Annotated in this window: 17 protein-coding genes; 4 read left to right on the forward strand and 13 right to left on the reverse strand. The window is 60.0% G+C overall.

Going from position 1 to position 18,594, the window contains the following annotated elements:
• Window positions 1–528 precede the first annotated feature (528 nt).
• Window positions 529–750, forward strand: a complete 222-nt coding sequence (locus FRT59_RS02870) for a hypothetical protein (protein WP_034118434.1) — start codon at window positions 529–531, stop codon at window positions 748–750.
• A gap of 133 nt (window positions 751–883) precedes the next feature.
• Here FRT59_RS02870 and FRT59_RS02875 read toward each other — a convergent pair whose 3' ends face one another.
• From FRT59_RS02875 to plsB, 3 genes are read right to left on the reverse strand one after another with little or no spacing between them, the layout of a single operon-like run.
• Window positions 884–1,573, reverse strand: coding sequence for a DUF4197 domain-containing protein (locus FRT59_RS02875; protein WP_153870354.1), 690 nt, complete (start codon window positions 1,571–1,573; stop codon window positions 884–886).
• A gap of 26 nt (window positions 1,574–1,599) precedes the next feature.
• Entirely contained in the window at window positions 1,600–2,001 is a 402-nt protein-coding gene (locus FRT59_RS02880; RefSeq protein WP_153837608.1) for a YbaY family lipoprotein, read from the reverse strand.
• 51 nt (window positions 2,002–2,052) lie between these two features.
• Window positions 2,053–4,572, reverse strand: coding sequence for a glycerol-3-phosphate 1-O-acyltransferase PlsB (plsB, locus tag FRT59_RS02885; RefSeq protein WP_034118437.1), 2,520 nt, complete (start codon window positions 4,570–4,572; stop codon window positions 2,053–2,055).
• A gap of 179 nt (window positions 4,573–4,751) precedes the next feature.
• On the opposite strand from plsB, the gene FRT59_RS02890 reads away from it, so the two are divergent.
• Window positions 4,752–4,961, forward strand: coding sequence for a cold-shock protein (locus FRT59_RS02890; RefSeq protein ID WP_032891681.1), 210 nt, complete (start codon window positions 4,752–4,754; stop codon window positions 4,959–4,961).
• Between the two features lie 131 nt (window positions 4,962–5,092).
• Here the strand turns inward: FRT59_RS02890 and FRT59_RS02895 are convergent, their stop codons facing one another.
• The 4 genes from FRT59_RS02895 to FRT59_RS02910 form a co-directional block, all read right to left on the reverse strand.
• Window positions 5,093–5,470 carry a hypothetical protein gene (locus tag FRT59_RS02895; protein ID WP_034118438.1) on the reverse strand — a complete coding sequence of 126 codons (378 nt, stop codon included), beginning with the start codon at window positions 5,468–5,470 and terminating at the stop codon, window positions 5,093–5,095.
• 54 nt (window positions 5,471–5,524) lie between these two features.
• Complete coding sequence (locus FRT59_RS02900; protein ID WP_153837610.1) at window positions 5,525–6,334, reverse strand: putative RNA methyltransferase; 810 nt, start codon at window positions 6,332–6,334, stop codon at window positions 5,525–5,527.
• Complete coding sequence (gene dapE / locus FRT59_RS02905) at window positions 6,334–7,485, reverse strand: succinyl-diaminopimelate desuccinylase (protein WP_034118440.1); 1,152 nt, start codon at window positions 7,483–7,485, stop codon at window positions 6,334–6,336. The genes FRT59_RS02900 and dapE overlap by 1 nt, the downstream gene beginning before the upstream one ends.
• 157 nt (window positions 7,486–7,642) lie before the next feature.
• Complete coding sequence (locus tag FRT59_RS02910) at window positions 7,643–10,234, reverse strand: glycosyltransferase (protein ID WP_034118441.1); 2,592 nt, start codon at window positions 10,232–10,234, stop codon at window positions 7,643–7,645.
• A 219-nt stretch (window positions 10,235–10,453) separates the two neighbouring features.
• On the opposite strand from FRT59_RS02910, the gene tcdA reads away from it, so the two are divergent.
• On the forward strand, window positions 10,454–11,263 hold the full coding sequence (tcdA, locus tag FRT59_RS02915; protein ID WP_046036662.1) for a tRNA cyclic N6-threonylcarbamoyladenosine(37) synthase TcdA: 810 nt from the start codon (window positions 10,454–10,456) through the stop codon (window positions 11,261–11,263).
• A gap of 117 nt (window positions 11,264–11,380) precedes the next feature.
• Here the strand turns inward: tcdA and FRT59_RS02920 are convergent, their stop codons facing one another.
• From FRT59_RS02920 to FRT59_RS02935, 4 genes are all read right to left on the reverse strand, one after another.
• Window positions 11,381–11,794 (reverse strand): SufE family protein, encoded by a 414-nt coding sequence (locus FRT59_RS02920; protein WP_034118443.1) that lies wholly within the window; start codon window positions 11,792–11,794, stop codon window positions 11,381–11,383.
• A complete protein-coding gene (locus tag FRT59_RS02925) occupies window positions 11,791–12,996 on the reverse strand; it encodes an aminotransferase class V-fold PLP-dependent enzyme (RefSeq protein WP_153870355.1) in 1,206 nt (401 codons plus the stop codon). Before FRT59_RS02925 ends, FRT59_RS02920 begins: the two co-directional genes overlap by 4 nt.
• A gap of 67 nt (window positions 12,997–13,063) precedes the next feature.
• Entirely contained in the window at window positions 13,064–14,098 is a 1,035-nt protein-coding gene (dapD, locus tag FRT59_RS02930) for a 2,3,4,5-tetrahydropyridine-2,6-dicarboxylate N-succinyltransferase (RefSeq protein WP_153870356.1), read from the reverse strand.
• 31 nt (window positions 14,099–14,129) lie between these two features.
• Window positions 14,130–14,438 carry an arsenate reductase gene (locus FRT59_RS02935; RefSeq protein WP_231984831.1) on the reverse strand — a complete coding sequence of 103 codons (309 nt, stop codon included), beginning with the start codon at window positions 14,436–14,438 and terminating at the stop codon, window positions 14,130–14,132.
• Window positions 14,439–14,706: 268 nt separating this feature from the next.
• Here FRT59_RS02935 and FRT59_RS02940 point away from each other — a divergent pair, with 268 nt between their 5' ends.
• Window positions 14,707–16,350, forward strand: coding sequence for a Na+/H+ antiporter (locus FRT59_RS02940; protein ID WP_034118446.1), 1,644 nt, complete (start codon window positions 14,707–14,709; stop codon window positions 16,348–16,350).
• Here the strand turns inward: FRT59_RS02940 and FRT59_RS02945 are convergent.
• Entirely contained in the window at window positions 16,343–17,116 is a 774-nt protein-coding gene (locus tag FRT59_RS02945) for a M12 family metallopeptidase (protein ID WP_153870357.1), read from the reverse strand. The genes FRT59_RS02940 and FRT59_RS02945 overlap by 8 nt on opposite strands.
• Before the next feature lie 126 nt (window positions 17,117–17,242).
• Complete coding sequence (gene dapC / locus FRT59_RS02950) at window positions 17,243–18,442, reverse strand: succinyldiaminopimelate transaminase (protein WP_153870358.1); 1,200 nt, start codon at window positions 18,440–18,442, stop codon at window positions 17,243–17,245.
• Window positions 18,443–18,594: the final 152 nt, after the last annotated feature.

Consider the following 18,594-nt stretch of genomic DNA (forward strand, 5'->3'; position numbering starts at 1 on the left):
TTATCTGTGCCTGCCCAGCAGGCACATGGGAAGGGCTCACCCAATCGGTGGTCCGTTTGAAGCAAGTTTTCAGGGAGTTTTTATGTTTCTGTTGTCTGCAATTGCAAGTTTCAAGGGCGCGTTCCTAGGGTCTTTACTCGGCAATCTCCTGACGAGCCAGAAGGGTGATCGTTCGACCTTTGATAGCCCCGGACACCACCGACCAAGTTCAGGTCACCATCGTCCTGTTCGCCCGGGTTTTTCGCAGACACGGTCAGGCGTTCGTGGCCATCAATATTCCCATCACGCCTACGCTAATGACGATTTACCGCATGTTTATCGTGGGCAGACACCACTCACGTCATTCTACAGATAGGGCGCGGGTCTCCCGCTTACACAAGGACCTTCTTGATTTGCGTGCCGCTTCGTACGCGGGATAGGAACCTTTTTTATCAAAATACCACACAAGGATTACCCGGCCTGAAGCTACTGGCGTATGGAGCACGGTGAGCCGGGTTTTGGTGTCAATCTAATTCGTAAGGAGTGTGTATGATTTTAAATTTACTGACGCTACCGGCACAGGTGATGGGCTCGATGATGGGCTCTATGATGGGGTCGATGATGGGGCACGGTTCTAAACACGGTGGCGGTAGCTGCAACCAGCCCGTCAATGTCAATATCAACAACGACAACAATAACCTCAACAGCAATTCGAGTTCGTCCGTTGCTCAAAACAGCAACGTTTCGTCGGGCCGGCACATTCACTATTGAGCATGTTTGTCAGCGAAAGGTAGTGAGTCGTGAGTACTTGTCGTGAGTGTCCGGTACTTAGGCTTGGCAAAAAAAACGCCCTGAATAGAGTCAGGGCGTTTTCAATCTTCAACGTTGCGCTTACCCGCAAGGGTCAGAGGGCGCCAAATACTTTCTTGGCCAGGCTCGTAGCCGCCGCTGCCGGATTCTTGCGAATCGTCTCTTCCTGCTGTGCAATCATCTTGAATAAACCATCCAGCGCCTGTTCGGTCACGTAGTTTTCGACGTTGGCGCTCTTGGCATCCACAGCGCCGAAGGCTGCTGCCTTGCCGGCCAGAGCGTTGTACTGCTGGGCGACGCCGACCTTGTCGGTGGCGGCCTTGACGATGGGCAGGAACTTGGCGCGGATTTCTTCGCGGCTGCTTTTGTTCAGGTATTGGGTGGCGGAGTCCTGGCCACCGCTGAGAATACCCTTGGCATCGGTCACACTCATGTTTTTCACGGCGTTGACCAGGATCGGCTGGGCCTGGGTCACGGCGGTTTCCGCCGCCTTGTTCATGCTGGTTTCCAGCTGCGTGACCTGGTCACCCATACCGAACATTTTCAGTTTGTCGGCGACTTTGCCAAGTTTGCCCGGCAGGCTGATTTTCACGTCCGGGTTGTCGCTGAAACCACCGGGCTTACCCAGTTGTTTCACGGCTATCTGTGCACCTTGGGTCAGGGCATCCTTGAGGCCACCGCTGGCGTCGCCCTGGGACAGGCTGCCAAGATCCAGGGCCATAGCGTTGGCACCGAACAGCAGGCCGGCACACAGGGCGGTGAGGCGAATAGATTTGCGGAGCATGGGCGCTTCCTTATGACGTGAAATTATCAGTGTGCGACTGCATCAACCCGCAGGCGCATCGGTTGTGGATCCTGGCCATTGAGCTGCACGGTGTGCCGTTCGGTCGTGATAAACATTAGCTTGCCGTCCAGTTCGATGCGAGCGCTGACCGAGTAGGTGTGGCCAGGTTTGACCTGGGCCGGGTCGTAGCTCAGGTGAAATGGCAGCGGCACCTGGCCTTTGACCGGGCCTTTCTGTTCGGCCAGGGTCACGGCCGGCGCGTCCATCAGGGACACGTCTTGCAGGCTGACGCTCAACGTGGCGGTAGGCGGCAGGGCGATACGTTGCAGGTAGAACACTTCGCCGTCGAGGCTGGCCTTCGGTGTTGGGGTCATCGAGTGGCAGGCTCCGAGCAGGGCGGTCAGGCCCAGGAGGATGATCTTTTTCATGGTGCAGCTCCTTTTCAACGGCGCCGGAATCCGCCCGACGCCTCATTCAATCTAGCGGTTTTCTTCAGGGCTGGCGGCATCCGGTTCGGTCGGTGCCTCGGCTGCGCCATCCACTCGGTGCAAGGCCACCTGGCGGATCGACAGGCGGATATCGGCCGGCAGCACGCGTTTGGCGGCGCCTTCCGCCAGCTCGCCGAGCAGATCGTGATAGCCCAGCTTGCCGGCTTCATCGCGGCGCAGCACATCCTGCTCCAGCAACGTCTGAATAAAATGTCGGAAAAGACTCTTGTCGAAGAATTCCGGGGCATTGAGGCCATGCAGGATCGACAGGCGTTGGGCCATGATCGTGCACAGGTCTTCCAGCTCTTCGGCGCTGATGCTGTTGCGGCCACTGTTGAGCAACAGCGAGATCGCCATGTAGAAGCGTTGCAGGGTCTGGGCGATGCTCTTGGACAGCAGCGTCAACAGCACAAACTGCCGCGAACTTGGCGCCGGGCGCAGGTACACGGCGTTTTCGAAACGCAGCAGGCCTTGTTCGACGAACGCGTCCAGCCATTGATCGACCACCGCGTCCAACTCCTCCAGCGACCAGCGGATAAACAGCTCCGATTGCAGGTACGGGTAGAGCGCACGGGTGTAGCGCAGGATCTGCTCGCGGCTCATCCGCGAGCTGCTCTGGAAGAAGCTCGCCAGCAACGCCGGCAGGGCGAAGATGTGCAGCACGTTGTTGCGGTAGTAGGTCATCAGGACAGCGTTCTGCTCGTCCAGGTAGACAATCTTGCCCAGGGCATCGCTCTGTTCCGACAGCAGCTTCATGTCCTTGACGTGGTTGATCAGCGCCAGGCCATCGCCCTCCGGCAGGGTGGTGTGGGGCGAGTAGGGCACGCGGCGTAACAGCGCCAGGTACAGGTCCAACTGGCGCGCCATGGCTTGTTCATCCAGGGCCAGGCGAGTCGTCGACAGCAGAGCCAGGGCCACCAGGTTCACCGGGTTGACCGCCGCGGCTTCGTTCAAGTGCCGCGCCACCTGCTCGCCAAGACGGTTGGTGGTTTCGTTGAGCCAGGCCGGCTTGTAGTTCGGGCCCAGTTCCTGGGCGCGCCAGTCCGGTTGCTCGGCGTCAAGGAATTCGGCCAGCTTGATCGGCTCGCCGAAGTTGACCGCGACCTGGCCAAAGCGCTGTTTGAGCGCGCCGATCACTTTGAAAATATCGAAGATCGATTCTTTCTTTTTGCTCGCGCCACGCAGTTCGCCCAGGTAGGTGCGGCCTTCGAGCACGCGCTCATAGCCGATATACACCGGCACGAACACGATCGGCATGCGCGAGGAGCGCAAGAAACTGCGCAGGGTGATCGCCAGCATCCCGGTTTTCGGTTGCAGCATGCGCCCGGTGCGCGAGCGGCCGCCTTCGACGAAGTACTCCACCGGGAAACCCTTGGTGAACAGGGTGTGCAGGTATTCGTTGAACACCGAGGTGTACAGCGGGTTGCCCTTGAAGGTGCGGCGCATGAAAAACGCACCGCCACGGCGCAGCAGGCTACCGATCACCGGCATGTTGAGGTTGATGCCGGCGGCGATGTGCGGCGGGGTCAGGCCGTTCTTGAACAGCAGGTACGACAGCAGCAGGTAGTCGATATGACTGCGGTGGCAAGGCACGTAGATCACCTCGTAGCCTTGGGCCACCTTCTGCACGCCTTCGATGTTATTGACCTTGATACCGTCGTAGATCTTGTTCCAGAACCAGCTCAGCACCACTTCCAGGAAGCGGATCGCGGTGTAGGTGTAGTCCGAGGCTATCTCGTTGCCATAGCGCAGGGCCTGGGCCTTGGCTTTTTCCGGGGTGATCTTTTCCCGTTCGGCTTCATCCAGGATGGCCTGGCGCACCAGTGGCATATTGACCAGGCCCTTCACCAGGTTGCGCCGGTGGGACAGGTCGGGGCCGATGACCGCGGTCTTCAGGTTACGAAAGTGCACACGCAGGATGCGCTGGGCCATGCGCACGGTGCGTTCGTGGCCTTTATTGTGCTCGATCAATTCACGCAGGTTGATAGGCGCGGAGAATTGCACCCGGGTCTTGCGCCCCAGGATCAGGATGCTCAACAACCGGCGTAGACGCCCGGTGACGGCCCAGCTGTCGGCAAATAGCAGTTTCCAGGGGCTGGACTCGCTTGCAGGGGACTGCCCCCAGAACACGCTGACCGGAATGATTTGTGCATTCTCTTCGGCGTGGTCGGCAAGGGTGTTGACCAGGCGGGTCAGGGTGGGCGGCGCACCGCGCTTGTCCTGGCGGCCGAGCCAGTCTGGATCCGGCGTGAGGTAGAAGAACGCCGCGGGCTCCAGCAACGGCCCTACCGATACCGGCAGCACCGGGCGCGGCAGGCCGGCCTTGGTGCACTCGGCATCGACCACGGCCAACTCGGTGAGGGAGGGTGATTGCAGGACGTAGAAAACCGGCCGGCTGCGGTCCAGGTTAAGGGTTAGGGACGACTGGTTGATCGTCTCGGAGCGAACCCAGAGGTACAACAGTCGGCGCAAGGTGCCAAACACCAGACGGCGGAACGGGGAGCGGGTCATAGGCGAACTGCTTCAAGTGGAAAAAACCGAGCAGGCGCTCGGGCGGGTAGTGTGCCGTATTCGCCGAAAATCGGCAAAAAAGCAGCGATGTAAACTTGAGTTGATGGTTTTTGAGCCTGTCTTATACTCGGCAGTTCAAATAAGCGACTCAACAATAAAAAACCAGTGGGAGTGAACTGATGGCAACGCGCGAAACCGGCAATGTGAAGTGGTTCAACGATGCAAAGGGCTACGGCTTTATCCAGCGTGAAGACGGCAAGGATGTGTTTGTGCACTACCGCGCCATTCGCGGTGACGGCCACCGCTCGCTGGCCGAGGGTCAGCAGGTGGAATACGCCGTGGTGACGGGCGAGAAGGGGTTGCAGGCGGAGGATGTGGTCGGTTTGTAAGTTCAGCACTGAACCCATGTGGTAGGGGGCTTGCTCCCGATGGCGGAGTATCAGGCAATGTATTCAGTGCCTGACACAACGCTATCGGGAGCAAGCCCCCTCCCACATTTGATTGGGTTCGCAATTCAGGATCAGGCAGTTTTCCAGGTGATCTGCTCTTCACCGTCTTCACTGATGCGAATCCAGGTGTCAGCACTTTCCTCACCTTCTTCCTCAACCCACGTCCCCGGCGCGCAGCGCACTTCGACGTTCAGCGCGGCAAACGCGGCGCGGGCGCAGGCGATGTCGTCTTCCCACGGGGTCTGGTCGCTGTCCAGGAACAGGCTGTTCCACTTGCCGACGGCTTTCGGCAGCCAGGTAACCGGCACGCTGCCAGCCTTGCACTTGTAGGTCTGGCCTTGCTGGACCCAGTCAGTGCATTGGCCCAGGGCGGCGCCCAGCCAGGCGGCGATGGCCTTGTAGTCGACGTCGGCGTCTTTCAGGTAAATCTCAATATCGGGTTGGCGCATGGATGTTCCTCGTTGCGGGATTCGAAAATCCATTCGCGGATGCTTGAAAGTCAGTTATTGAAGCACGAAATAATCGTAGCGCATCGACACCGTGACCTGCAGCGGCTCAGGCGCCTCGATCACCTCGCTACGGCGCTCGGCACTGGCACGCCAGCCGTGGGGCGTCATCGCCAGCAGGTTGGCGCGGTCCTTGGGGTCGGCCAGGCTCAGGGTGAATTCCAGGGTTTCACTGTGCGCAAGGCTCATGCCGTCCGGCACCAGGGCCAGGTGTTTGTCGTCGGTGTACTCGCGTACTTCGTCGTACAGGCGTTCGCGCAGCTCCATCAGGTGGCCGCTGGTCGGGCCGACCTTCATCAAGCCGCCGCCGGGGCTGAGCAGGCGCTTGGCCTCTTGCCAGTCCAACGGGCTGAACACGCTCGCGAGGAACTGGCAACTGGCATCGGCCAATGGCACGCGGGCCATGCTGGCGATCAACCAGGTCAGCGCCGGGTTGCGCTTGCATGCGCGCTTGACGGCCTCCTTGGAGATATCCAGGGCATAACCATCGGCCTGGGGCAGGGCGTCGGCGATTTGCGCGGTGTAGTAACCCTCGCCACAACCGATGTCCACCCAGCGCTGCGGTGCGCGTTCGCCAGCCAGTTCGGCCAGGCGCTTGGCTACCGGCGCATAGTGCCCGGCGTTGAGAAAGTCGCGGCGCGCCTCGACCATGGCCAGGTTGTCGCCAGGGTCGCGGCTGTTTTTGTGCTGCACCGGCAACAGGTTCAGGTAACCCTGGCGCGCGCGGTCGAAACGGTGCCCGAGCGGGCACGCCACGCCATTGTCCACCGCGTTCAGCGGTGCGCTGCAAATGGGGCAGGCAAGCATCAGGCGAGCAACTTGATCAGGGTCTGGTAATAGATTTCGGTCAACACATCGAGGTCGCTGGCCAGGATGCGCTCGTTGACCTGGTGGATCGTCGCATTGACCGGGCCCAGTTCGACCACTTGGGTGCCCAACGTGGCAATGAAGCGCCCATCGGAGGTACCGCCGCTGGTAGACGCCTTGGTCTCACGCCCGGTGATTGCCTTGATGCTGGCCGACACCGCATCCAGCAGAGCACCCGGCTCGGTGAGAAACGGCAAGCCCGACAGTGCCCACTCCACATGCCAATCCAGGCCATGTTTATCCAGGATTGCCGCAACCCGCTGTTGCAGGCCCTCGACGGTGGACTCTGTGGAGAAGCGGAAGTTGAACACCGCCGTCAGGTCACCGGGGATCACGTTGGTGGCGCCGGTACCGGAATTGAGGTTGGAGATCTGGAAACTGGTCGGCGGGAAGAAGGCGTTGCCGTCATCCCAATGCTCGGCGGCCAATTCGGCCAGGGCCGGTGCGGCCAGGTGGATCGGGTTTTTCGCCAGGTGCGGGTAGGCCACGTGGCCCTGCACACCACGCACGGTCAAGGTGGCGCCGAGGGAGCCGCGACGGCCGTTCTTGACCACGTCGCCCACCAGAGTCGTGCTCGATGGTTCGCCGACGATGCACCAGTCCAGGCGTTCCTTGCGCGCGGCCAGGCGTTCGATCACCGCCTTGGTGCCGTGGTGCGCCGGGCCTTCTTCGTCGCTGGTGATCAGGAAGGCGACCGAACCCTTGTGGTCCGGGTAGTCGCTGACGAAGCGTTCCGCGGCCACCAGCATCGCCGCCAGGCTGCCTTTCATGTCTGCCGCACCGCGGCCGCAGAGCATGCCGTTTTCATCGATCAACGCATCGAACGGGTCGTTCTGCCAGGCCTGCACCGGGCCGGTGGGTACCACATCGGTGTGACCCGCGAAGCACAGCACCGGGCCTTCGTGCTTGCCGTGGGTGGCCCAGAAATTGTCCACATCGAAGATGCGCATAGGTTCCAGCGCAAAACCGGCGTCGCCCAGGCGCTGCATCATCAGCTTCTGGCAATCGGCGTCGACCGGCGTCACTGAGGGGCGACGGATCAGGTCGATAGCGAGTTGAAGGGTCGGCGAAAGGTCGGCGTGGGCCGTCATGGGAAAACTCCGGAAAGCGTGTGGTAGGCGCAGGGCGAATATGAAACACAAAACAATTCAATGTGGGAGCTGGGCTTGCGCCAAGTGTCATAAAACGGCCGTTATCTTATAGCAAAACGGCGGCCAGAGGCCGCCGTTTAGTGCATTGCGCAAGTTTTTACACCGTAGTGACAGGCTCCGCCTTCGCTACCGGTTTGGGCAGCGACGACAGGAACGCCATGATCAGCGCAGCCACGTACGGCAGCGATTGCACCAGCAGCATCACCACCCAGAAGCGTATGTCATTGCTAGGCAGGCCCTGTACCAGGTAGATCCCCAGCGCCGCGCCCCACAGCAGCAGCATGATGAACATTTCTTCGCGGGCTTCGGAGATCGCCACCCAGAAGCCGTGGTTATCCGCATTTTTCGGTGTACGAAAGAACGGAATACTGGTGGTGAAGAAGCCATACAACACCGCTTTGGCGATGGTGTGGGACAACGCCAGCCCCGCCAGGGCCGCACAGAACGCATCTTTCAAGTTCACGCCTACCGCGCGACGGTAGAGGAAGATGATTTTGCCGACCTTGAACACAAACAACGCCAAGGGTGGGATGGCGAAAATCAGCAACGGTGGGTCGACCCGGGTCGGCACGATGATCATCGCTGCGGACCACAACAGGGCACCGACGGTGAAGAAAATGTTCATGCCATCCGCCACCCACGGCAACCAGCCGGCGAGGAAGTGGTAACGCTGGCCACGGGTCAGCTCGGTGTCCTTGCCACGTATCAGGCTGGCGGTGTGACGCTTGATGATCTGGATAGCGCCATAGGCCCAGCGGAAACGCTGCTTCTTGAAGTCGATAAAGGTATCGGGCATCAAGCCCTTACCGTAGCTGTCGTGGTAATACGCCGCCGACAGGCCTTTCTCGAACACGCGCAGGCCCAGTTCGGCGTCTTCACAGATGCACCAGTCGGCCCAGCCGAGTTCTTCGAGCACCGAACGACGGGTCATGGTCATGGTGCCGTGCTGGATGATCGCGTCACGGTCGTTGCGGGTGACCATGCCGATATGGAAGAAGCCTTTGTATTCGGCGTAGCAGAGCTTCTTGAAGGTGCTTTCGTTCTGGTCGCGATAATCCTGGGGCGACTGCACCACGGCGATTTTCGGGTCGGCGAAGTGCGGCACCATGTGCTTGAGCCAGTTCGGCGATACGCAGTAGTCCGAGTCGATCACCGCGATCACTTCGGCATCCTTGGCGGTGTGCGGGATCAGGTAGTTCAACGCGCCGCCCTTGAAGCCAGCCAGGGGCGCGACGTGGAAGAACTTGAAGCGCGGGCCCAGGGTTTCGCAGTAATCACGCACCGGTTCCCACACTGCCGGGTCCTTGGTGTTGTTGTCGATGATCAGGACTTCGTAGTCCGGGTAATCGAGGGCGGCCAGGGCGTCGAGGGTCTGTTTGACCATCTCTGGCGGCTCGTTGTAGCACGGCACATGGATCGACACTTTCGGGCGGTAGTCCGAGTCGCCTTCCACCGGCAGGAATTCACGCCGGCGCTTGTGAGTCCACACCGCTTCTGCCAGTTCGTGGGCTTCAGTCAGCAAGACGATAAACACGCCAAGGGCGCCGAGTGCCAGCAAGATACCGACGGTCACGCTGAACCATGTGCTGTATTGCTGGCTGTAGTCGTAGCCGATCCAGACCAGCACCGACCCACACAGAAATGCAATAAACGTCAGGAAGGTACGGCCGCGCTGGCGCAGGGCCGAGCCGTCGATCATCAACAGGGTCAGGGACAGCAGCGCAAGCACCACCGAACCAATGGCCAGCACCCGCCACTGCGGGATCGCCACCACCGGTCCTTCAAAGTTGAATTTCTGCTGGCGTGCGGCGTTGAACACCCCCCAATACGCGCCCGCCGAGCCTTCGTCGCTGACCTTCCACGGCTGGTCAAAGGCTTCGATCACGAAATAGTTGTAACCCTGGCGGTTGAGCTTGTTCACTAGCGTACGCAGGTAAATCGCCTGGTCTGCCGGGGATGATTCATTACCGCCGCGCATACGGCCGTTGCTCGGCCAGCCAACTTCCGACAGCAGCAGCGGCTTCTTCGGGAACGCTTTCTTCAGTTCTTTGGCGCGGTCGATTACGTACTGGCCGGCCTTGTCCATGGGAATGAATTCCCAGAACGGCAGGATGTGCGCGGCGATCAGGTCGACGTGATTGGCCAGTTGCGGGTTGTGCTCCCAGATGTGCCATTGCTCGGAGGTGGTCACCGGCACTTTCACGGCGGCGCGTACGCGGTCGAGCAGTACGATCAGGTCTTCGGGGGTGATTTCTTCACGGAACAACGCTTCGTTGCCGACCACTACACGCACAACGCTGCGGGAGTTGTTGGCAATCTCGATGGCGCGCTGGATTTCCCGCTCGTTGCGCTCCAGGTCCGGGCTGATCCAGATCCCCAGCGTCACGCGCAGACCGAACTCTTCGGCCAGCTTGGGGATATCGCCCAGGGTACCGTCGACCGAGTAGGTACGGATGTTGTCCGTCAGCTTGCTCATGATCGCCAGGTCCTGACGCATCTGCTCGTCAGTCGGGAACTGGTTTTTCTGCGGGTACTGGCCTTGCTGGAACGGCGAGTAGGAAAAACCGGAGATCTGTTCAGGCCAGTTGGGGGTCGTGACCGGGCGGTTGATCAGCGCCCAGAAGCCGGTGAACAGCGCGGCAATTGCCAGCACTACTACCAGGTTGAGTCCAAATTTACGCGATGACATAGCTATTTCGGGTTCCAAAAGGTGTGGAACGAAAAGAGGTGCCGGCCTACGCCGAACGGCGCGCATCCTACACTGGCCTTTCACTGAGCGTACAGCAAGCCGAGAAAAACCCGACTTTGGGCAGTGCAACTCGTCGTAAGTTCTCTTACTTGTAGCTTGTAGCTTAAAACTTGTCGCTGCGTAGTCCTATAATGCGCGCCGGTTTTTGGGGTAATGATCATGAGTACAGAAGATCCGCGGTTTGCAGGCGTCGCCCGCTTGTACGGCATTGAAGGCCTGGAACGCTTGAAGGCGGCCCATGTGGCAATTGTCGGCGTCGGTGGCGTGGGCTCCTGGGCGGCGGAAGCAATGGCCCGTTGCGGGGTGGGCGAGATTTCGCTGTTTGACCTGGACGATGTCTGCGTCAGCAACAGCAACCGCCAGTTGCACGCGCTGGACAGCACCGTGGGCAAGCCCAAGGTCGAAGTGATGGCCGAGCGCCTGCGCGCGATCAACCCCGATTGCACAGTGCATGCAGTGGCGGACTTCGTCACCCGCGACACCATGGCCGAGTACATCACCCCGAACATCGATTGCGTGATCGACTGCATCGACGCCGTCAACGCCAAGGCGGCGCTGATTGCCTGGTGCAAGCGCCGCAAGATCCAGATCATCACCACCGGCGGCGCCGGTGGGCAGATTGACCCGACGCTGATCCAGGTCTGCGACCTGAACCGCACCTTCAATGACCCGCTGGCCTCGAAAGTGCGCTCCACACTGCGGCGTGACTACGGCTTCTCGCGCACGGTGACCCGCCATTACAGCGTGCCCTGCGTGTTTTCAACCGAGCAACTGCGCTACCCCAAGCCCGATGGCAGCATTTGTTTGCAGAAGAGTTTTGTCGGCGATGGGGTGAAGCTTGACTGTGCGGGAGGGTTTGGCGCGGTGATGATGGTGACCGCCACGTTCGGCATGGTGGCGGCGACCAAGGCGGTGGACAAGATTGTGGCTGGAGTGCGCAGGCCTTCGGAGCGGGTCAAGCCCACCTAGATCCCACTGCCGAACACAGATCCAAGTGTGGGAGGGGGCTTGCTCCCGATTACGGTGTGTCAGTCGGCTTATTCAGTGACTGACACTCTGCAATCGGGAGCAAGCCCCCTCCCACATTTAGTTGTGTGTACGGCTTAGTTCGCGCATGCGCTGCAGGACTGCATTCAGGCCATTGCTGCGTGACGGGGAGAGTTGGCGGGACAGCCCCAACTGTGCAAACCAGTCAGGCAGGTCAACCGCCTGCAACTCAGCCGCCGACAACCCGTTGACCCGCGCCAACAACAGCGCTACCAACCCACGAATCATCCGCGCCTCGCTGCTGGCGGCAAACTGCCAATGACCGTCCTGCAAGCGCCCCACCAACCACACCAGGCTTTCGCAGCCTTGTACCAGGTTGGCGTCGACCTTTTCGTCATCCGCCAAGACGGGCAGCCGCTCGCCCCATTGCATCAGCAGGCGGGCGCGCTGTTCCCAGCTGGCGACGGCCTGAAATGCTTCCAGTGCCGCCACTGCGTCAACTGGCAAGCTCATCGCAACATGTCCAGCGCCTGGTCCAACGCTTCAAAAAAGCGCTCCAGGTCATCGGAATCGTTGTACAGCGCCAGGGACACGCGAATCGCCCCGGATAAGTGCAGCGCCTTGAGCAGTGGCATCGCGCAATGGTGCCCGGCCCGCACGGCAATGCCTTGTTCGGTCAACAGGTGGGCCAGGTCGGCATTGTGCACGCCGTCCACCACGAAGCTAACCAATGCCACTTGCGGCGAGCCGAGTACGCGTACGCCATTGCGTGCTTTCAGCCCACGCAACAGGTAGTCGTGCAGCGCCGCTTCATGGGCGATGACGGCGGGTTGATCCAGTGAATTCAGGTAGTCCAGGGTCGCGCCCAGACCGATGACGCTGGCAATCGGCGGAGTGCCGGCTTCGAAGCCCAGGGGCGCGGGGCGGAAACTGGCGCTCTGGTAATCCGCCTGTTGCACCATCTCTCCGCCGAACTGCCAGTGGCGCAGGTGATGCAGCATCTCGTTGCGCCCATACAGCACGCCGACGCCGTCCGGGCCGTAGAGTTTATGGCTGGAAAATACATAGAAGTCGCAGCCCAGGGCCTGTACGTCATGGCGGCCATGCACGATGCCCTGGGCGCCATCCACCACAGTGAGGGCGCCATGTGCCTGGGCCATTGCCAGCAAGGCTTCCAGCGGCTGCCAGGCGCCGAGCACATTGGACAACTGGCTCACAGCTAACAGGCGCGTGCGCGGGCCGATCAAGGTGGCCGCAGCTTCAAGATCGATCACACCGTCATCGCCCAAGGGCAATACCACCAGCGAGAGCGCGCGGCGTTTGGCCAGTTGCTGCCAGGGCAGCAGGTTGGCGTGGTGTTCCAGGGCGCTGATGGCAATCTCATCGCCCGCATTGAATAAGTGTTCCAGGCCGTAGGCCAGGAGGTTCAGCGCAGAGGTAGCGCCATGGGTAAACACGATCTGCCCGTTATCACCTGCGTTCAACCACTGCGCGACCTTGCTGCGACTGTCTTCAAAGGCCTGGGTCGCATGGGCCCCGGGCAAATGCTGGGCGCGGTGCACATTGGCTGCGCCATTGGCGTAGTAATGGCTGATGGCATCCAACAGGGCTTGGGGTTTTTGCGTGGTGGCGGCGTTGTCCAGATAGGTCTGGTCCTGCCGTTGCAGGGTGGCGATGGCCGGGAAATCGGCGCGCCAGGGGGAGGGCACAAGCATGGTGATCAAGACTCGTATAAGCGAGCCGCCCCGAAGGCGCGGCCCGCTAGTGGCATCGAGTGGCTGCTTAGTTGTGAGCGTGCAGCGCTTCGTTCAGTTCGATGGCCGATTTGTGGGTTTTGCACTCCACGGCACCGGTCTCGGAGTTACGGCGGAACAGCAGGTCCGGTTGACCCGCCAGCTCGCGTGCCTTGACCACCTTGACCAGTTGGTTCTGTTCGTCGAGCAGGGCAACCTTGGTGCCGGCGGTGATGTACAGGCCCGACTCCACGGTGTTGCGGTCGCCCAATGGGATACCGGTACCGGCGTTGGCTCCGATCAGGCAGCCTTCGCCCACCTTGATCACGATATTGCCGCCGCCCGACAGGGTGCCCATGGTGGAGCAACCGCCGCCCAGGTCCGAGCCCTTGCCGACGAATACGCCTGCCGATACACGGCCCTCGATCATGCCCGGGCCTTCGGTGCCGGCGTTGAAGTTGATGAAACCTTCGTGCATCACGGTAGTGCCTTCGCCCACGTAGGCGCCCAGGCGGATACGCGCAGCGTCAGCGATGCGCACGCCGGCCGGTACCACGTAGTCGGTCATTTTCGGGAACTTGTCCACCGAGAACACTTCCAGCAACTCGCCACGCAGGCGCGCTTCGAGTTGGCGTTCAGCCAGTTCGGCGATGTCGATGGCGCCCTGGCTGGTCCAGGCCACGTTCGGCAATTGCGGGAACACACCAGCCAAGTTCAGGCCGTGGGGCTTGACCAGACGGTGGGACAGCAGGTGCAGCTTGAGGTAGGCCTCAGGTGTGGAGGTCAGTGCGGCGTCTTCGGCCAACAGTGTGGCAACCAGTGGCGTGTGGCTTTCAGCCAGGCGATTTAACAGCGCGGCTTGGGTGGCGTCGACGTTCTTGAGTGCATCCGCCAGCTGCAGCGCCTGGCTGATGGTGAACGTGATCGCCTGGTTACCTTCGGTGTAACCGAGGATCGGCGCGACGGCGGCCACGATCTCGGCCGACGGGTTGAGCAACGGTTGTGCGTAAAACACTTCCAGCCAAGCACCTTGGCGGTTCTGAGTGCCGACGCCGAAGCCCAGGCTGAACAGGGAATGGGACATGCTTTTACCTCTACAAAAATGGAAGGCTGGCCTACTTGAGAGCCGCCGAATAACTTTCTGGCTTGAAGCCAATCAGGGTTCTGTCACCGAGATCGAGCACCGGGCGCTTGATCATCGAGGGTTGTGCGAGCATCAATTCAATGGCTTTCGACTGATCGAGATCGGCTTTGCGTTCGTCTTCGAGTTTGCGAAAGGTGGTGCCCGCACGGTTCAAAACCACCTGCCAACCGTGCTCGTTGCACCATTGGGTCAAGTGTTCGCGGTCGATACCGGCCGTTTTGTAGTCATGGAACTCATAGCTCACCGCGTGCTCATCGAGCCAGGTGCGCGCCTTTTTCATGGTGTCGCAGGCTTTGATGCCGAAAAGGTGCAAGGTTTTGCTTGAAGCGGTCAAGGAATTGCCCCCCTTTGGACGAATGAAAAATGAAAGATCACGGATTATGCCACGACCAGCAGGTTTCGGCGCCGCTCGTCAGCATCGTGCGACTTTTGTGCAAAAGCCAGCGCGTAACCTAAGCGGATAACATAGCCGGGTAATATGGCACTTCAACGGCAAGTTGTTGCCTCAAGTGTGTCGTTGCAAGTCGATTGTCCGGGAAACCCGCGTTATGCAAACCGCCTACACCGTTCTTATCCTGCTGATGCTGGTCAGCGTTTCGCGCCTTGTCGGGCGAGTCATTCCTCTGCCGCTGCCCTTGGTGCAGATTGCCGCCGGCGCCTTGTTGGCCTGGCCCACGCTGGGGCTGCACGTGGCGTTGGACCCGGAGCTGTTCCTGTTTTTGTTCCTGCCTCCGCTGCTGTTTTCCGATGGCTGGCGCATGCCCAAGCGTGAATTGTGGCAATTGCGCGGGCCAATCCTGACGTTGGCGGTGGGGCTGGTGTTGTTCACCGTAGTGGGCGCCGGCTACTTCATTCATTGGATATTACCGACGATCCCGTTACCGGTCGCCTTCGCCCTGGCAGCGGTTTTATCACCGACGGATGCCGTCGCGGTGTCGGCCATTTCCCAGAATCGTTTGCCCAAGCCGCTGATGCATATGCTTCAGGGCGAGGCGTTGATGAATGACGCGTCGGGCCTGGTGACCTTCAAGTTCGCCCTGGCGGCAGCGTTGACCGGCGTATTTTCCCTGGCGGATGCCAGCCTGACTTTTGTGCTGGTTGCCGTGGGTGGTCTGGCGGTGGGCGTGGCGCTGAGCTGGCTGGTGGGACGTTTGCGCGCCTGGATGATCGCGCGGGGCTGGGATGATCCAGCGACCCATGTGGTACTCATGTTATTGCTGCCCTTTGCTGCCTACGTATTGGCTGAACGCCTGGGCGCGTCGGGCATTCTCTCAGCGGTGGCGGCGGGCATGATGCAAAGCTGGCTCGATCTGTTGCCACGCCAGACCAGTACGCGCTTGCTCAACCGCAGTGTCTGGTCGTTGCTGGAGTTTGCCTTCAATGGCCTGATCTTCCTGCTGCTTGGCCTGCAACTGCCGGACATCATCAAGGCCGTGGTCAGCCATGAAACCACGCTGTGGCCCACCCTGTTGTATCGCTGCCTGGACGTGGTGGCGATCTTTCTGGTGCTGGTGGTATTGCGCTTTATCTGGGTGCAGAGCATCTGGCGACTGTCGGGGTTACTGCGCAGGCTGCGCGGGAAAAACGCGTTGACGCTGGTGCCGACTGCCCGTTCCTGCTGGTTACTGACCGTCGGCGGTGTGCGCGGTGCGGTGACCTTGGCGGGTGTCATGTCGGTGCCTTTGCTGCTGGCGCCGGGGCAGGATTTTCCTGAACGCGATCTACTGATCTTTATCGCGGCCGGCGTGATCCTGTTGTCACTGGTTGCCGCCTGTATCGCGCTGCCGCTGTTGTTGCGGGGCGTTGAAAAGAGCCCGGATGAAAAGCGCCACAACGAGGTGCGAGAGGCGTGGAAAAAGACCGCCGTGGCGGCGATTCATGCGCTTGAGGCCGAAGAGCCTGCCGAAGCTGAAACCCCTGACGCCGCCCAGGCTGCATTGGCTACTGAGTTGAAGGCCCGGCTGATGTCGGAATACCGCCATCAACTGGAGGTCTTCAACGATTCGGCAGAAGCCCAGGCATTGGCGCTGCAACTGGATCAATTGGAGCGCAAGCTGCGGCTCAAGGCCCTGCGTGCACAGCGGCTGGAGCTTTATCGTTTGAGTCGCCAGCATCAGATCGGCGACGACGTACTTCGCGAAGTATTGGCGGACCTGGATATGAGTGAAGCGAACTTGGGAAGTATCAAGTAGTTTGGGTATTGACCATGGCGCGGATGGCGGTGTCTAACAGTTTTCCCAAGGGTGAATTATCCGCTGGATAAAGTGCCCGCACGAAACGCTTGTCTCCTTCGGACAGGTGTGTATTACGCTCGATAGCATGGCCGTTGCTCAGTCTGGATGCGGGAAACCCGTAGTGCATGATGGATTTCACATCATAGGGGGAGGTTGTTACTTGATCGCGCGGCAAGGTCTGAATGATCGCGATATCCGCCTCCCATGGAAATCTTCCGCGTAATTCAAACTCTTCGTAAATATTGTTTTTATCGAGTTGCAGGGTTCGGTCGGGATGCTGTTGTTCATGTTTCAAGCCTAACCCATGGCCGAACTCATGCTGGATCTGGGCGGCAACTTCTGTCGGCGAACCCTTGAAACCAATGCTCATGGTAGGTTTAGTGAGTAGGACGTACTTTGCATCGGTGCCTATCTTTGACCATCCCGAGCTGGCGTTATTGTCTGCAGTTATCCTGAGGTCACCGTGAGGACCGTCAGTAAACTTGAAGTAGAGGTTGGTATAGGGCGCCCATTGGTTAATGTTGTGTTTTACCAGGTCTTTCTGGTCGTTGGTCATGTTCAATAACGCGATATTCAACACCGCATGTTGAGGCCAGGTTTTTTCCCCAAACGCTACGCCGCGTTTATTTCGGCTCAGCAGTGGAAGTGGTTCTTCGAAAGATTGATCAATGGTGGCGTGCACAGCCTGGTGCGGTACGAAAAGTGGGGAGGTATTGAATAACATCAATTTTCACCAAAGCGTTCAGGGCAGATGCGCTTAGGTGGGGGGCGGTTGAATTTCTGTTCCTGCTGATGAGTTGCAAGATGCATCTGTAACAGCCGCCCCCACTGGGTGGGAGCGGCATGCCCGTCAAGCGCGGCGCTGGATGAAGTCGCGAATCCGTTCCGCGGCTTCCACGCATTCGGCCAACGGAGCGACCAATGCCATGCGCACACGCCCCGCGCCAGGGTTGAAACCATCGACTTCCCGCGACAGGTACGAGCCCGGCACCACGGTCACGTGTTCCTCCACGAACAAGTCCCGGCAGAAGGTGGCATCGTCGCCATTCACGTTCGGCCACAAATAAAAACCACCGTCCGGGCTCTGTACATCCAGCACTGGTTTGAGGATGGCTAGCACTGCGTCGAACTTCTCTCGGTACAGGTCACGGTTGGCTTGTACGTGGGCCTCATCCTGCCAGGCGGCGATGCTGGCAAGTTGGGTTTGTACCGGCATCGCGCAGCCGTGGTAAGTGCGATACAGCAGGAATGCCTTGAGAATATCGGCATCGCCGGCCACGAAGCCGGAGCGCAGGCCCGGCAGATTGGAGCGCTTGGACAGGCTGTGGAATACCACGCAACGCTTGAAGTCCTGGCGGCCCAGTTCGACACAAGCGCTGAGCAGACCGGGCGGTGGGGTTTGCTCATCGAAGTAGAGTTCGCTGTAGCACTCGTCGGCGGCGATCACGAAGTCGTATTCGTCGGCCAGGGCGATGAGTTTTTTCAACGTGTCGACCGGGATCAGCGCGCCAGTCGGGTTGCCTGGGGAACACAGGAACAGGATCTGGCAACGTTTCCAGATATCTGGCGAGACCGCCTCGAAATCCGGGTTGAAGCCATTGGTATCCAGGCACGGCAGGTAGTGCGGCTTGGCCCCGGCCAGGAACGCAGCGCCTTCGTAGATTTGGTAGAACGGGTTCGGGCTTATCACCAGCGCATCGTCGCTGCGATTGACCACGGTTTGGGTAAAGGCGAACAGGGCTTCGCGGGTGCCGTTGACCGGAAGGATATTGCGCGCCGGGTCCAGCCAGCCCTTGGGTACGTTGAAGCGACGTTCACACCAGGCACCGATGGACTCGCGCAGGGCCGGGATGCCCAGGGTGGTCGGGTACACAGCCATTTGGTCGAGGTTGTCAGCCAGCGCCTTGGCCACGAATGCCGGGGATTTGTGCTTCGGCTCGCCAATGGACAGTGCGATCGGGCGTTTGTCCGGGTTTGGCGTGACGCTGCCGAGCAGGGCGCGCAGTTTCTCGAACGGGTAGGGTTGCAGTTGGTTCAGGGCGTTGTTCATCGCAAATCTCGTCAAATTCGGTTGAAAGCATGCGGTCTGTTAGGCAAAGCAATTCAAATGTGGGAGCGGGCTTGCTCGCGAATGCGGTGCATCAGTCAATGTATGTGTGGCTGACACACTGCTTTCGCGAGCAAGCCCGCTCCCACACAAGC

The organism is Pseudomonas haemolytica, assembly GCF_009659625.1.
GTDB lineage: Bacteria > Pseudomonadota > Gammaproteobacteria > Pseudomonadales > Pseudomonadaceae > Aquipseudomonas > Aquipseudomonas haemolytica.

Coding starts and splice junctions, on each gene's coding strand:
- FRT59_RS02870 (WP_034118434.1), top strand. CDS start 529: ATGATTTTAAATTTACTGACGCTACCGGCACAGGTGATGGGCTCGATG.
- FRT59_RS02875 (WP_153870354.1), bottom strand. CDS start 1,573: ATGCTCCGCAAATCTATTCGCCTCACCGCCCTGTGTGCCGGCCTGCTG.
- FRT59_RS02880 (WP_153837608.1), bottom strand. CDS start 2,001: ATGAAAAAGATCATCCTCCTGGGCCTGACCGCCCTGCTCGGAGCCTGC.
- plsB (WP_034118437.1), bottom strand. CDS start 4,572: ATGACCCGCTCCCCGTTCCGCCGTCTGGTGTTTGGCACCTTGCGCCGA.
- FRT59_RS02890 (WP_032891681.1), top strand. CDS start 4,752: ATGGCAACGCGCGAAACCGGCAATGTGAAGTGGTTCAACGATGCAAAG.
- FRT59_RS02895 (WP_034118438.1), bottom strand. CDS start 5,470: ATGCGCCAACCCGATATTGAGATTTACCTGAAAGACGCCGACGTCGAC.
- FRT59_RS02900 (WP_153837610.1), bottom strand. CDS start 6,334: ATGCTTGCCTGCCCCATTTGCAGCGCACCGCTGAACGCGGTGGACAAT.
- dapE (WP_034118440.1), bottom strand. CDS start 7,485: ATGACGGCCCACGCCGACCTTTCGCCGACCCTTCAACTCGCTATCGAC.
- FRT59_RS02910 (WP_034118441.1), bottom strand. CDS start 10,234: ATGTCATCGCGTAAATTTGGACTCAACCTGGTAGTAGTGCTGGCAATT.
- tcdA (WP_046036662.1), top strand. CDS start 10,454: ATGAGTACAGAAGATCCGCGGTTTGCAGGCGTCGCCCGCTTGTACGGC.
- FRT59_RS02920 (WP_034118443.1), bottom strand. CDS start 11,794: ATGAGCTTGCCAGTTGACGCAGTGGCGGCACTGGAAGCATTTCAGGCC.
- FRT59_RS02925 (WP_153870355.1), bottom strand. CDS start 12,996: ATGCTTGTGCCCTCCCCCTGGCGCGCCGATTTCCCGGCCATCGCCACC.
- dapD (WP_153870356.1), bottom strand. CDS start 14,098: ATGTCCCATTCCCTGTTCAGCCTGGGCTTCGGCGTCGGCACTCAGAAC.
- FRT59_RS02935 (WP_231984831.1), bottom strand. CDS start 14,438: ATGAAAAAGGCGCGCACCTGGCTCGATGAGCACGCGGTGAGCTATGAG.
- FRT59_RS02940 (WP_034118446.1), top strand. CDS start 14,707: ATGCAAACCGCCTACACCGTTCTTATCCTGCTGATGCTGGTCAGCGTT.
- FRT59_RS02945 (WP_153870357.1), bottom strand. CDS start 17,116: ATGTTATTCAATACCTCCCCACTTTTCGTACCGCACCAGGCTGTGCAC.
- dapC (WP_153870358.1), bottom strand. CDS start 18,442: ATGAACAACGCCCTGAACCAACTGCAACCCTACCCGTTCGAGAAACTG.